13 protein-coding genes and 1 tRNA gene are annotated in these 13,230 nt (G+C 68.0%); 6 read left to right on the top strand and 8 right to left on the bottom strand.

Going from position 1 to position 13,230, the window contains the following annotated elements; translation table 11 throughout:
* Positions 1 to 139: 139 nt before the first annotated feature.
* Positions 140 to 1,018: a TorF family putative porin gene (locus FHW97_RS15930; protein WP_062787745.1), complete on the top strand. Its 879-nt coding sequence runs from the start codon at positions 140 to 142 to the stop codon at positions 1,016 to 1,018.
* Between the two features lie 201 nt (positions 1,019 to 1,219).
* On the opposite strand, the gene FHW97_RS15925 is transcribed toward FHW97_RS15930, so the two are convergent.
* The 7 genes from FHW97_RS15925 to der all read right to left on the bottom strand — a co-directional run bounded on the left by FHW97_RS15925 (position 1,220) and on the right by der (position 8,089).
* Positions 1,220 to 2,761, bottom strand: coding sequence for a SulP family inorganic anion transporter (locus tag FHW97_RS15925; protein WP_168352393.1), 1,542 nt, complete (start codon positions 2,759 to 2,761; stop codon positions 1,220 to 1,222).
* Positions 2,758 to 3,453: a carbonic anhydrase gene (locus FHW97_RS15920; protein WP_062787749.1), complete on the bottom strand. Its 696-nt coding sequence runs from the start codon at positions 3,451 to 3,453 to the stop codon at positions 2,758 to 2,760. The genes FHW97_RS15925 and FHW97_RS15920 overlap by 4 nt, the downstream gene beginning before the upstream one ends.
* Positions 3,454 to 3,560: 107 nt before the next feature.
* Positions 3,561 to 4,946: an ATP-binding protein gene (locus FHW97_RS15915; RefSeq protein ID WP_107718004.1), complete on the bottom strand. Its 1,386-nt coding sequence runs from the start codon at positions 4,944 to 4,946 to the stop codon at positions 3,561 to 3,563.
* Between the two features lie 13 nt (positions 4,947 to 4,959).
* Positions 4,960 to 5,697, bottom strand: coding sequence for a response regulator transcription factor (locus FHW97_RS15910; RefSeq protein WP_054132086.1), 738 nt, complete (start codon positions 5,695 to 5,697; stop codon positions 4,960 to 4,962).
* Between the two features lie 54 nt (positions 5,698 to 5,751).
* Positions 5,752 to 6,057, bottom strand: a complete 306-nt coding sequence (locus FHW97_RS15905; protein ID WP_168352392.1) for a hypothetical protein — start codon at positions 6,055 to 6,057, stop codon at positions 5,752 to 5,754.
* 203 nt (positions 6,058 to 6,260) lie between these two features.
* Complete coding sequence (locus tag FHW97_RS15900; protein ID WP_168352391.1) at positions 6,261 to 6,713, bottom strand: DUF983 domain-containing protein; 453 nt, start codon at positions 6,711 to 6,713, stop codon at positions 6,261 to 6,263.
* Positions 6,710 to 8,089, bottom strand: coding sequence for a ribosome biogenesis GTPase Der (gene der, locus FHW97_RS15895; protein ID WP_107718001.1), 1,380 nt, complete (start codon positions 8,087 to 8,089; stop codon positions 6,710 to 6,712). Before der ends, FHW97_RS15900 begins: the two co-directional genes overlap by 4 nt.
* A 218-nt stretch (positions 8,090 to 8,307) precedes the next feature.
* On the opposite strand from der, the gene FHW97_RS15890 reads away from it, so the two are divergent.
* Positions 8,308 to 9,156 (top strand): CHAP domain-containing protein, encoded by an 849-nt coding sequence (locus FHW97_RS15890; RefSeq protein ID WP_171799281.1) that lies wholly within the window; start codon positions 8,308 to 8,310, stop codon positions 9,154 to 9,156.
* A gap of 26 nt (positions 9,157 to 9,182) precedes the next feature.
* Here FHW97_RS15890 and FHW97_RS15885 read toward each other — a convergent pair whose 3' ends face one another.
* A complete protein-coding gene (locus FHW97_RS15885) occupies positions 9,183 to 9,521 on the bottom strand; it encodes a DUF3297 family protein (RefSeq protein ID WP_022675621.1) in 339 nt (112 codons plus the stop codon).
* A gap of 112 nt (positions 9,522 to 9,633) precedes the next feature.
* Between FHW97_RS15885 and FHW97_RS15880 the strand changes: the two genes are divergently transcribed.
* The 4 genes from FHW97_RS15880 (at position 9,634) to FHW97_RS15865 (ending at position 13,226) form a co-directional block, all read left to right on the top strand.
* Positions 9,634 to 9,708 (top strand) — tRNA-Val (locus FHW97_RS15880).
* A 238-nt stretch (positions 9,709 to 9,946) separates the two neighbouring features.
* Positions 9,947 to 10,621 carry a response regulator transcription factor gene (locus FHW97_RS15875; protein ID WP_168352390.1) on the top strand — a complete coding sequence of 225 codons (675 nt, stop codon included), beginning with the start codon at positions 9,947 to 9,949 and terminating at the stop codon, positions 10,619 to 10,621.
* Complete coding sequence (locus FHW97_RS15870) at positions 10,618 to 11,982, top strand: HAMP domain-containing sensor histidine kinase (RefSeq protein WP_168352389.1); 1,365 nt, start codon at positions 10,618 to 10,620, stop codon at positions 11,980 to 11,982. Before FHW97_RS15875 ends, FHW97_RS15870 begins: the two co-directional genes overlap by 4 nt.
* Before the next feature lie 56 nt (positions 11,983 to 12,038).
* Positions 12,039 to 13,226: an efflux RND transporter periplasmic adaptor subunit gene (locus FHW97_RS15865; protein WP_168352388.1), complete on the top strand. Its 1,188-nt coding sequence runs from the start codon at positions 12,039 to 12,041 to the stop codon at positions 13,224 to 13,226.
* Positions 13,227 to 13,230 lie beyond the last annotated feature (4 nt).

The following is a 13,230-nucleotide window of genomic DNA, read 5'->3' as shown; positions in this document are numbered from 1 at the left end:
TCGCAGCCTAACCCCGGTCATCTCGGCGCAACCTGCTGCCGGAGATGGCCGGGCTTTCCCTTGCCATCGTCCGAGACGGGCAGGCGCCGAGACGCAGGCGGAACCGTTTCTCGATGACCGTGAGGGAAGGACAGTTCCGATGATTCAACGCTCTGCACGCCGCCGGGCCGGCCGTATCGCTTTGGCCGCCACGCTGGCCGGCGCATCCATGGCCCTGGCCAGCGCGGCCAAGGCGGAAGACACCGCGCCGCCTTCGGCCATCACCATTTCCGGCAGCGCCGCCGTGGTGACCGACTATCGCCTGCGCGGCGTGTCGCAATCCAACAATGGTTTTGCCCTGCAGGCCGGCGTCACCATCGCCCATGAAAGCGGCTTCTACGTCGGCACCTGGGGCTCCAACCTCGCCGGCTGGGGCACGTTCGGTGGCCCCAACCTGGAACTCGACGCGATCGGCGGCTTCAAAAAGTCGTTCGGCCCGGCCACGCTCGACGTTGGCCTGACCTGGTATATGTATCCGGGCGGCGCGGCCAAGACCGACTTTGCCGAACCCTTCGTCAAGCTGTCGGGCACTGTCGGCCCGGTCTCGGCACTGGCCGGCGTGGCCTATGCGCCCAAGCAGCAGGCGCTGGGCCAGTGGTATGATTCGGGCGCCAGCTATGTCGCCGGCACGCCCGAACATCCCGGTGCCAAGAATGACAACCTCTATGTTTGGGGCGATGTCAGCGGCGCAATCCCGACTACCCCGGTCACGCTCAAGGCCCACCTCGGCTATTCCAAGGGCAATCCCGGCCTCGGCCCCAACGGCACCAGCGTGGCGCCGACCGGTTCCTATGCCGACTGGCTGCTGGGCGCCGACCTGGCGCTGGGCAAGGTGGTGCTGGGCATTGCCTATATCGACACCAACATCAGCGATGCCGATGCCGCCTATTTGCGGCCCAACTTCACCAAGTACCAGGTTCAGGACGGCGCCTCGATCTCGTCCTCGCGCGTGGTGCTCTCGGCCACGGTCAACTTCTAACCCGCCCTTTCCACCAGGTACGCACGACTGTCCCTCGCCAGCCCCCAAGCTGGCGGGGGACTTTTTATGTGCCGTTGTCGGCCGGTTCCCTCAACGAAACTGCCCCCACAGGCCAGAGGCCGTGGGGGCAGCGGCGCGTGGTGCGCCATCCATGAGCCGGGATGGGGGTGGGCTCAGGAGTTCGACAGGGCCTTTGCGCGATCAGGCGGCGTGAGGCACCGCGCGCAGGATCGGCTCGGGGCCCGAGACGGTTACCGCGTTGCCCTGCTGGCGGCGGCGGGCGAGCCATTCGCGCAGGGTTTCGGCAGTGGTATGGTCGATCGCCTTGACCCGGCCGAGATCGAGGTGGACACGGCGGTCGGCCGGCAGGTCTTCAAGCACGGCGTTGAGCTTGGTCAGCCGCAGGAACGTGGCCGCGCCCTTGAGTTCAACGTTGGTGGCGTCACCATGGTCGTGGGCATGAACACCCAGGTTGAGGTGCTTCACGTGCGGCAGCAGCTCCACCAGCGACAGCGCCATGCCCACCAGCACGCCGGTCAACAGGTCGGTCGTCACGACCAGGGCAAAGGTCACCGCCCAGATCGCCGCGGGCAGCGGACCATAGTGGGTGAACAGGTGCTTCACATGCTTGAGGCTGACCAGCTTCCAGCCCGTCACCACCAGCACGCCGCCGAGCGCCGCCATCGGCACTTCGCGCAGCAGCCAGGGCAGCAGCGCGACAAAGCCGAGGATCCACGCGCCATGCAGCACGGCCGACCAGCGGGTTTGCGCGCCGGCCTGGACGTTAGCCGAAGAGCGCACGATCACGCCGGTCATCGGCAGGGCGCCAACCATGCCGCACAGCAGGTTGCCAATGCCCTGCGCGCGCAGTTCCTTGTTGTAATCCGTGCGCACGCCATTGTGCATGCGATCGACCGCGGCGGCTGACAACAGCGTTTCGGCGCTGGCAATAAACGCGATGGCCACGGCCGAAACCAGCAGCGCCGGCTTGGCCAGCAACGGATCGAGGAACGCCCCGCCCGGCGCGGCAAACGCGGCGCTGAGCGAATCCGGCACGGCAATGCGCGCCACCGGCAGGCCCAGCACGGCGGCAAGCACGGTGGCAGCGACCACACCGATCAGGGCGCCCGGCACCAGGGACAGCGCCTTGGGCTTGAGCTTGTCCCAGCCCAGCATGCCCGCGATCGTCACCAGGCCCAGGACCAGCGCCATTTCGCTGGCGCGCCAATCGAACGGCGAAAGGCCCAGCACGCGCGCCGGGATCATCGACAGGTTAGCGAGGCCATTGGACATCGGCTTGGCATCGAACAGGATGTGGAACTGGCCCACCACGATCAAGGCGCCGATGCCGGCCAGCATGCCGTGCACCACCGCCGGAGAAATGGCGCGGAACACGCCGCCCAGGCGGGCCACGCCGGCCACCAACTGGATCAGCCCGGCCACGAGCAACACCGGGCCAAGCGCGGACAGGCCATTGTCGCGCACGAATTCGAACACGATCACGGCCAGGCCCGCCGCCGGGCCGGAAACCTGCAAGGGCGAGCCGGCCAGCAGGCCGACGACGATGCCGCCGATAATGCCGGTCACCAGGCCCTTTTCCGGTGGCACACCCGAGGCGATGGCAATGCCCATGCACAGCGGCATGGCCACCAGGAACACCACGATCGACGCGGTGAAATCGCGAACGAGGCCACCCCTTGTGGGGGCAGCCTCGGGCGATGCAGCGATTGCTGCCTGGCTCATTCGGCCGCCTCCGCCAGGGCCGGTTCACGCGCAAAGCGCGGTGCGGCTGCCAGGGCCACAGGCAGCGGGCGATCTTCGCGCAGCGGCACGAATTCGCCAGTATCGCCATCCAGGCCCAGCACCTGGCCGGCGCTGATATCCACGAACCAGCCATGCAGCGACATTTCGCCGCGCGCGATCGCCGCCGAAACCGAAGGATGGGTGCGCAGATGATCGATCTGGGCGATGATGTTCTGCAGGCTGACCGCGCGCACGCGCTCACTGCCGTGCAGGTGCGGCGAACAGCTCGACACGACATGCTCGGCCGCGGCACCATGGCGCAGCCAGGCCACCACGTTGGGCATGCCCTGCGGCGGCTCGGGCGCGGCCAGCGCCTTCATCGCACCACAGTCAGAGTGGCCGCACACGATGATGTCACGCACGCCCAGCGCCACCACGGCATATTCCACCGTGGACGAGACGCCGCCGTTCATCGTCGAATAGGCCGGCACCATGTTGCCAGCATTGCGGCATACGAACAGGTCGCCAGGCTGGGCCTGCATGATCTGCTCGGGCACGATGCGCGAATCCGCGCAGGACACCATCAGCGCCTTGGGCGCCTGGCCGTGGGCAGAAAGCTGGCCATAAAGCTCGCTGCTCTGCGGAAAGACGGTCTTTTCGAAACGGAAAACCCGGCCGATAAGTTCGTTCATGGGGAGGTACCTCCTCTTGAATATCTGATGCGCGGGGCGAATGCCGTTGCGCTTGATGCAAGAGGTACGCGGATGTCTTTGCCCGCAGCCGTCGCAACTGTAAGGAACTATTTCCCTGGCTTGGCAGCGGGGTAGCCGGCCTTGCGCGGCAGACGAACCGTGGCGACCAGGCCGCTGACCGGCCCGGCCTCGCCCGGTTCGGGACGGCGATTGGCGAGAATCAGCGTGCCGCCTTCGGCCCGGATCGCGCGCTTGACGATGGCCAGGCCCAGCCCCATGCCCGGCGTATCGCGCCCGCGCGCCGCATCCAGGCGCACGAACGGCTGGGTCACTTCATCCAGCCGGTCCACCGGAATGCCCGGCCCGCGATCGGCCACCACCACTTCGGCCCAATCGCCATCGGCGCGCACGATCACTTCCACATGCCCGGCATAGTGCAGCGCGTTTTCCACCAGATTGCCCAGTGCGCGGCGCAGCGACACCGCGCGCGCCTGGATCACCAGCCGGTCTGGCCCGTCATAGGTGGCATCGCCCCCCTGGTCATAGGCGTTGTCCACCAGCGTCATCGCCATGGCCGCCAGGTCCACCGGCTCTGCCGGGATCTGCCGCCCTTCCCCTTCGACATAGGCTTGCAGCGAGGCGAGCAGGTGCATCATCTCGTCAATGTCGTGGACCATGTCGGCCTGGGTTTCGCGGTCGATGCCGGCATCGTCCAGCCGCAGCCGCAGCCGCGCAAGGGGTGTGCGCAAGTCATGACCGATCGCCAGCATCGACTGCGTGCGATCGAGCATCTGGCGATAGATGCGGCTTTGCATGCGGTTGAACGCGCGGATCAGGCGGCGCACTTCGTCCGGGCCGCGCTCGGTCAGCGGTTCGGGCGGGCCGGCGCCAACCCGCCCGGTGGCGGATACCAGCGCCTTGAGCGGGCGGATCGTGGCGCGAAACAGCACCCAGGCCAGAACCACCAGCAAGGGCGTTGGCACCAGCAGCACCGCCAGCCGTCCGGCATTGAGCGTCCAAGCCTCGCTTGCCTGGGTGCGGAACACCACGCCCGAGCCATCCTTGAGCAGCATCGCCCCGTTTACCGATCCGGGCGAGGCGAGCGATTTCAGCGAAAAGCGCGGATCGCCCGAGGCCAATTCGGGCGCGGCATCGAGCACCTGCGCGCGCAGCCGGTCGAGCGAAAGGGCATCGTCGCCGTGGGCCAGGCGCGGTTTCCACGCCAGGGAAAAGCGCGGTGAAGACAATCGCTCGGCCAGCGCCGGGCGGTCGGCGGGCTCTTCTGCTTCCAGCGCGCGGCTGGCGATTACCAGGTTTTCGGCAATGCGCGCCGCATCATCGCTGCGCAGGGCAAAGTTGCTGGCGCGATCGAACAGCACGGCGTTGGAGCCGAAATCGATCGCCGCCATCAGCACCAGAATGGCCAAAAGCCGCTCCGGCAAACCGAAGCGGCGCATGGCCCGGCGCAGCGACAGCCGGCGCCGGGAAATCATGAGCGGCGCTGCATCACGTGCGGGTGACTTGCGCCTTGAACATGTAGCCAACCCCGCGCACCGTCGCGATCGGGGCTTCGCCCCCGGCCGCCGTCAACTTGCGGCGCAGGCGCGACACCAGCACGTCGATGCTGCGGTCTGAACTGTCACCCAGGCGGGTGCGCGACAGCTCGATCAGGCGTTCGCGGCCCAGCACGCGCTGCGGCTGCGCCACGAACGTGGCGAGCAGATCGAACTCCGCCCCGGTCAGGTCCACCATCACACCATCGGGGGCATGCAGTTCGCGGCGGGCGAGCGAGAGCGTCCAGCCATCAAAGCGGATTTCGCTGGCGCGCTCACCCGGCTCGGCCGCCGCCAGGCCATCGCCGCCCTGCCCGCCACGGCGCAGCACGGCGCCGACGCGGGCGACCAGTTCGCGCGTGCCGAATGGCTTGGCGAGATAGTCATCGGCGCCGAGTTCCAGGCCAAGCACGCGGTCTTCCTCGCTGCCACGGGCGGAAATGAAGATGATCGGCACGTCGCTCAACCGCCGCAGCTTGCGGAACAGCTCGATCCCGTTGGTGCCGGGCAGCATGATATCGAGCACGACAAGGTCGGCCGGCGCGCTATCGAGCAGCACCCACATTTCCGCGCCGGTGGCGGCCGGGCGCACTTCATAACCATGCTCGCGCAGGGCGCGGGCGGTCAGCGTGCGCAGGGGGCCATCGTCTTCGACAAGCACGATGGAGGGGGCAAGACGGGTGGCCAGCATGGCTGTGCTACGCAATGGCGCTCCTTTGGTTCCAGGCTCGATCATACCGCCGCCTCAGCGCGCATCCTCGCGCACCACGGCGTTCTGGGCAAGGGCAGCATCAGTGCCGATGGCGGTGCGGCGGAAACAGCCACGGTTCTTGCCCGGATCGGGATGGCAGGCCACCACGGCGACACGGCCAGCGGCTGCATCGGTGCGCTCCGCCACCGGCGCGGCGACGGCAGCCGGGCGGCACAGCGCGGGACGGCCAGGCGCGCCCTGGCACACCGGGGCCGGGTGAGCAGCGGCAGTGGGAGTGGCCAGCAGCGGGGCAGCCGGAGCCGAAAGCGTCGCCAGGGCGAGGAAGGAAGCGAGGATCATGAGGGGGACACTCCGCAAGTAATTGGTCGTGAAATTGGTCGTGTCCGGGGTAACACCATGCCTTTTGCGCGATGGGTGCGGCTTCGTGAAGAAGTGTTGCTGCGCAAGAAAAGATTGCGCCTTCATGTCCACCCTGCGCGCCATGCCGCAGCAAAGTGCCGGTGCGGCATGGCGCCGGCATAGGGACGAAGCTGTTAAAGCAATTACGTTTCGTTGCGCGGGCGTGTCTCGATCGCGGCGCTTTCGCGCGTCGACGCAGCGCCTGGCGCCAGGGCCTTGCCCGGCGCTGCGGCAAAACCATGCAGCCCCAGCCACCATTGCAGCGCGATCACCGCGCCCTTGGCCGGTTGCAACAGGCCCAGCACCATCGTCACCGTCATGGTCAGGCACACGCCCATCATCACCGGCCATGACAGCGTGGTGTGCAGGCCCAGCGCGATGATCACCGGCGCCATGACATGGCCGGTGATCAGGATCGCCACATAAGGCGGAAAATCGTCGGCGCTATGGCCGCGCCAGTCCTGCGCGCAGGCCGGGCACTGTGCCACCGGGCGCAGCCAGGCGGCAAACAGGCGCGCGCCGTCACAGCGCGGGCAATGCCCCCGCGCCCCGCGCCACAGGGCATCTGCCAGGCGGCGCGGGGGATTGCGGGTCATTTCTTGGCGAACGGATTGGTAGGGCTGCGCAGCGTCAGCCGGATCGGCACCGCTTCGAACCCCAGCGAGCGGCGGATGCCGTTGACCAGATAGCGGCGATAGCTTTCGGGCAGCTGATCCAGCCGCGTGCCGAACATCACGAAGCTGGGCGGGCGCGTCTTGGCCTGGGTGATATAGCGCAGCTTGATGCGGCGGCCGCCTGGCGCGGGCGGCGGGTTGGCCGCCAGCGCATCATCGAACCAGCGGTTGAGCGCAGCGGTCGGCACGCGCTTGCTCCAGGCATCGCGCAGCGTAAAGGCGGCCGACAGCAGCGTGTCCAGCCCCTTACCGGTGCGGGCCGAAACCGCCACCAGCGGCACGCCGCGCACCTGCGCCAGGCCATCGTCGAGCGCCTGGCGCACGCCGTTGAACAGGCCGCTGGCATCTTCGGCCACGTCCCACTTGTTGATGGCAATCAGCAGGGCGCGCCCTTCTTCCAGCACCATCGAGGCGATCTTGAGATCCTGGTGCTCCAGCCCGCGCGTGGCATCGAGCAGCAGCACGACTACTTCGGCAAAATCGATCGCGCGGCGGGCATCGGCCACCGACAGCTTTTCCAGCTTGTCGACCACCTGGGCCTTCTTGCGCATGCCGGCCGTGTCGATCAGCCGAATCGGGCGTTCCTCGCCGTCCTTGGGATCGGTCCAGTTCCAGTCGATGGCGATCGAATCGCGGGTGATGCCCGCTTCCGGCCCGGTAAGCAGGCGGTCTTCACCGAGGAAACGGTTGATCAGCGTGGACTTGCCGGCATTGGGGCGGCCAACGATGGCCAGCTTGAGCACGGCCTTGGGATCGTACTCGGCCTCCTCGTCGGTGGCTTCTGCCTCGTCTTCGGCTTCCTGCTCGGCAAAATGGGGCAGCAATGCCTCGAACAGGTCGCCCAAGCCTTCGCCGTGCTCGGCCGAAACGCCCACGGGATCGCCAAAACCCAGCGAGAACGCCTCGAACAGGCCATGATCGCCGGCGCGGCCCTCGGCCTTGTTGGCCAGCAGGATCACCGGAATATCGTGCCCGCGCAGATAGCGGCCGATTTCCTCGTCCAGCGGGGTGATGCCGGCACGGGCATCAATCACGAACAGCGCCACGTCGGCGCCTTCGAGCGATGCTTCGGTCTGCATCCGCATCCGGCCGGGCAGGCTGGAGGGATCTTCGTCTTCCCACCCGGCGGTGTCGACGATGGTGAATTCAAGGCCCAGCAGCGACGCATCGCCAAAGCGACGGTCACGGGTGACGCCGGGCTGGTCGTCGACCAGCGCCAGCTTCTTGCCGACAAGCCGGTTGAACAGAGTGGACTTGCCCACGTTGGGCCGTCCGATGATGATAACCTGGGGACGCATAGCCCCCGTTGGCCCGGCTTGGCGCCAAAGGCAAGCGGGCGTTGCATACCAGGCCCGGTTGGTCGCGATTCGTAAAACCGCCATTAACCAAGCCGGTCAGGCGGGCATTGACCATTTGCCGGCACAACAGCGCCATGGTGTGGTGGACAAGAACAGGGCCGTTGGGCCTGGCCGCGGGGGCGGCACTGATCGCCGGGATGATCGCTCCAGGGGCTGCCATGGCCGCCCCGATCGCCCTGATTCCCGGCCCGGATCAATCCGATGGCGCACCGGCCGATACCGCCGGCGCGCTGCCTTACCTGCAATGCGTGCCCTATGCCCGGCAGGTTTCGGGCATCCAGCTGTTCGGCGATGCGCATACCTGGTGGGACCAGGCCGAGGGCCGCTATGAACGCGGTTTCACGCCCAAGCCCGGCGCGGTGATGAGCTTCCATCCCTATGGCGCAATGCGCCTGGGCCATGTCGCCATGGTCAGCCGGGTGATCGATTCGCGCACCGTGCTGCTACGCCATGCCAACTGGTCACCGATCAACGGCACGCGCGGGCAAAAGGAAAACGATGTACGCGCGGTCGATGTGTCCGACGCCAACGACTGGAGCGCGGTGCGCGTGTGGTATGCGCCGATCCAGGGCCTGGGCACCACGCATTGGCCGGTCGACGGCTTTATCTACAATCGCCCGCCAGCACGCCACCTCGGCACCGCCACGCCGCTGCGCCTGGCGAGTGCGAGCGCTGCGCCGCGCAGCATGATGCAGCCGGCCGTGCAGCGCCAGGTGTTGATGGCCACGCGCGCGACGGCCCCGGCGCGCAGCCCGATCGATAGGGATTTCCTGAGTGGCGTTGCGGTGGAAACGGCAGTGCCGAAACCGGCCGCGCCCGTGCGCACCACGGCGCGGATCAGGATGGCGCAGGCCACTATAGCGGCCAGTGCCGCACTGCCGGCTCCGGCGCGGCGCGATCAGGCCAGCCTAGCGCGCGACGATGATCCCATCGGCCGCATCATTGCCAGCCGCACCGGCGGCGCCGGGGTGGGCAGCGCCGGCATGGGGATCGGGCGCCTGCGCTAAACGCCGACACCCGAACAACCCAAAGATCAGGCCTTGGCCACCGGGGCGTCTTCGCCCAGGTCTTCATACCATGCCTCGACCGGGCCGGAGAGCTTGAGCGTCAGCGGGTTGCCCTTGCGGTCCATGGTCTTGCCGGCCTGCACGCGCACCCAGCCTTCGGAAATGCAATATTCCTCGACATTGTTGCGCACAGTGCCCTTGAAGCGGATGCCCACGCCACGGCCCAACTTGTCTGCGTCAAAGAACGCGCTGCGCGGGTTGATCGCCAGGCGATCGGGCGGCACATCGGCGCCGGACGTGGCAGGTGCGGTGGAAGGAGCGGCGACGGCGTCCGCGTTTTCGGGCGTTTCGATTGGATCGGTCATGGGGAGCGAAATATCTTCACGTGCCCACTTGTCAACGTTGCGCAACGCCGTTAGAGGCCGCCTCCACACCCCGGGGCCGACACGATCGACCACCGCGGGACGCCATTTCGGCGGGCGCGTAGCTCAGCGGTAGAGCACACCCTTCACACGGGTGGGGTCACAGGTTCAATCCCTGTCGCGCCCACCATAAAATCCCAACAGATCCGGATTTTATGGTCAAGGCAGGTAATGTCGTGCATCACGCTGGGTCGCCTTCTCGCACGCCAGCCGGCGACCGCCCAATTCATACCAATCTGGATGCATCGCGCAGGGATTTGCGGCGCCCTGCGTTTGGCACAGGTACAAGCGCGCGCCTGATGCGGCAGCGGCGGCGCAGGGCCGGGCGGGCTGTCCGTTGTTGTGGCCAGACATCACCGGGTTCCTGCATGCGCATACTGCTTGTCGAAGACGATGCCCCCCTCGCCCGTGCGCTGGCAGCGTGCCTGGCCGGTGCCGGGCTGACTGTCGACCATGCTGCCAGCAGCGAGGAGGCGGAGCTGTACCTGGCCGCCAATACCTATGCCGCGCTGGTGCTCGATCGGGGATTACCCGATGGCGACGGGTTGGCCCTGCTCGCCCGGTTGCGCCGCGCCGGGCATGGCCTTGCGGTTGTCGTGCTCACCGCGCGGGGCGAGGTGCAGGCGCGCATCGCCGGACTGGACGCAGGCGCCGACGATTACATGGCCAAGCCCTTTTCGCCCGACGAACTGCTCGCCCGCCTGCGCGCCGTACTGCGCCGCAACGGCACGTTCCAGGGCCGTGAAATCGCCTGCGCCAACCTGGTCTTCGATCTCGACAATCTCTCGCTCAGGGTCGGGGGGCGCGTTGTGGCGCTTTCGGCGCGCGAAGCCGGGCTGCTCGGCCTTCTGCTGCGCCGCGAAGGACAGGTGGTGACCAAGCGCCTTGCTGAAGACCAGCTGTTCGGCGCCAACGATCCGCTCGGCTCCAACGCGATCGAGGTCTATGTCCATCGCCTGCGCCAGAAACTCGATGCCGCGCAGGGCGAGGCGGAGATCGTGACGGTGCGCGGCGTGGGCTATATCATCAAGCCGCGCGCATGAAGCGGCTGGTCCGCCGCGCGGCGACTTCGCTGCTCACGCGCATCCTGCTGGTGGAGGGCATCACCATTGTGGTGGCGAGCCTTGCCATGCCCTTTGCCGCGCGCACCGTGCTGGAAAGCAGCGTCCGCGCGATCGAGCGCGACACCTTGCGCCAACAGGCCGAACTGGTGGCGCAGCATGTCATTCCCGCACCAGGCGGCCATTGGCAGGTGGCCCTGCCGCGCGAGGAGATGGCGATCTATGCCACCGGCTATGACGGGCGCGCCTTTGCCGTGATCGATGCGCGCGGGCAGGTTCTGGCCCACAGCCCGTTCTTCCTGCCCGATATCTGGCCGCAGCCGCCCCGGGCCTGGCACGAACAAGCCCTGACCAGCGGGCCGCTGGTTGGCCTGAGCGTGCCGAGGGCATTTGCCGATCAGAACGTGCGCATCCTCGTGACCCAGGACCAGACCCGCCCTGGCGCCGTGGTCGACGATGTGGTGCGCAGCTTCCTGGCGCATTACCTGGTCTGGCTGGTGGGACTGCTGCTGCTGATGCCGCTGGCCAATATCACCATGCTGTGGCCACTGCTGCGGCGGATGCGCCACACGGCGCGGGCCGCCACGCAGTTGGCGCCGCAGAACCCGGGCGCCCGGCTCGATGCGGCGGGCCTGCCGGCCGAGGCGACCGCCATGGTCAGCGCGATCAACGGCCTGCTCGACCGGGTGGAGGCAGCCCTGGCGCTGCAACAGGAATTTGCCGGCAACGTGGCCCACGAACTGCGCACCCCGCTTGCCACCCTGCGGCTGGAAGTGGGGCGCATGGCCGCGGAGCCGGCGCGCGACGAGGCGCTGGCGCAGATCGCGCGGATGGCCCACGTGCTCGACCAGTTGCGCGATCTGGCCAGCCTGGAGCACGATGCCGCGCCCGCGTTCGAGCGTTTCGACCTGGCCGGGCTGGCCGTGGCGGTCGTGGCCGATCGCACGCCCGATGTGCTGGCGGGCGGGCGCAGCATCGCGCTGTTCGGCGCTGAAGAGACGGTAATGACCCACGGCAACCCCGGCCTGGTGGCCATGGCCATTGCCAACCTGCTCGACAACGCGCGGCTGCACACCCCGCCGGGCACGGCGATCGAAGTCAGCGTTGCCCGCCCGGCGCAGATCAGCGTTGCCGACAATGGCCCCGGCGTGACCGAGGAAGACGCCACGCGCCTGGCGCGGCGGTTCTGGCGGGCCGACCATCGCCGTAGCGACGGCGCCGGGCTGGGCCTGTCGATCGTGCAGCGCATCGCCCATGTCCATCATGGCCGCCTGGTGATTTCCCGCGCCGCCAGCGGCGGGGCGTGCTTCACTCTGTCGCTGGCAGAATACGCTTTGCCGTAAGGTTGATGTAAGCGAGCCTGCCTAGGCCCGGCCTGATTTCAAGATCGAGGCCTGCCATGATGGATCATCTTCCCGCCGACGAGCCGGAACGGCCCGTGCCGGTTCTGTCGCGCCGCGTGCAATGGCGATTGGCCGCTGCGCTGGTCGTGCTGGTCGCTGCCGGGGGCTGGCTGGCGCCGCGCATGTTCGGGCTGGATGGCGACCCTGCCCCCGCGCCGCCCCCGGCCACCAGCGACGGCAGCTTTTCCGCCACGCAGGCGCAGTGGGATACATTGCGCTTTGCCACGGTGCAGACCAGGCCGTTGGGCGATGCGACGCAAAGCGATGGCAAGATCGCGGTCGACGATGACCTGACCACGCCGGTCTTTTCGCCGTTCACCGGGCAGGTCACGCGCGTGTTTGCCAAGGCAGGAGACCGCGTGCGCGCCGGCCAACCGCTGTTTGCCGTGGCCGCCAACGAAGCCGCGCAGAGCGAGGCCGACATCATGACCGCCGCCGCCGCGGTCAAGGTGGCGCAGGCCAATGCCGCCCGCCTGCACGATCTGGCCGCCAACAAGGGCGCCGCGCTCAAGGATGCGCAGCAGGCCGATGCCGATCTTGCCGCCGCGCAAGGCAATCTGCTGGCCGCCCAGGGCCGCCGCCGCGCACTGGGCAGCATCAGCCATGGCGAAGGGATTGTCCGCGCGCCAGTGGGCGGCGTGGTCACCCAGCGGTTGATCGGCATGGGCCAGAACGTGGCCAGTGCCACCGGCGGCGCGGCCACCCAGGCTTTCACCATTTCCGATTTCTCGCGCGTGTGGCTGGTCGGCAACCTGCGCGAGGAAGACGCCGGGCTGGCCCGCCTGGGCCAGATGGCGCTGGTGCGCCTGCCCGATGGCACCACCTTGCGCGCGCCGCTGACCTATGTGGCGCCGATGATCGATCCGGCCACACGCCGGCTGACCGTGCGCGCGCAGATCGCCAATCCTGACGAACGGCTCAAGCCCGAAACCTATGTCAGCTTTGCGCTGGAAACGGGCGGCGCACGCCAGGGGCTGATCGTGCCGGAAGAGGCGGTGATCTTCGAAGGGGACACTGCGCGCGTCTGGGTGGCCGACATGCGCCGCCACAGCCTGGCGCTGCGCCCGATCGGCACGGGCCAGGTGGGCGGCGGCATTGTGGAGGTGACGAGCGGGCTCAAGCCGGGCGAAACGGTGGTGACGGCAGGCAGCCTGTTCATCGACCGTGGCGCCAAGGCGGATTGAGGGA

Source organism: Novosphingobium sp. SG754 (assembly GCF_013149315.1).
Lineage (GTDB): Bacteria > Pseudomonadota > Alphaproteobacteria > Sphingomonadales > Sphingomonadaceae > Novosphingobium > Novosphingobium capsulatum.
This window is presented reverse-complemented; position numbering and strand designations above follow the sequence as displayed.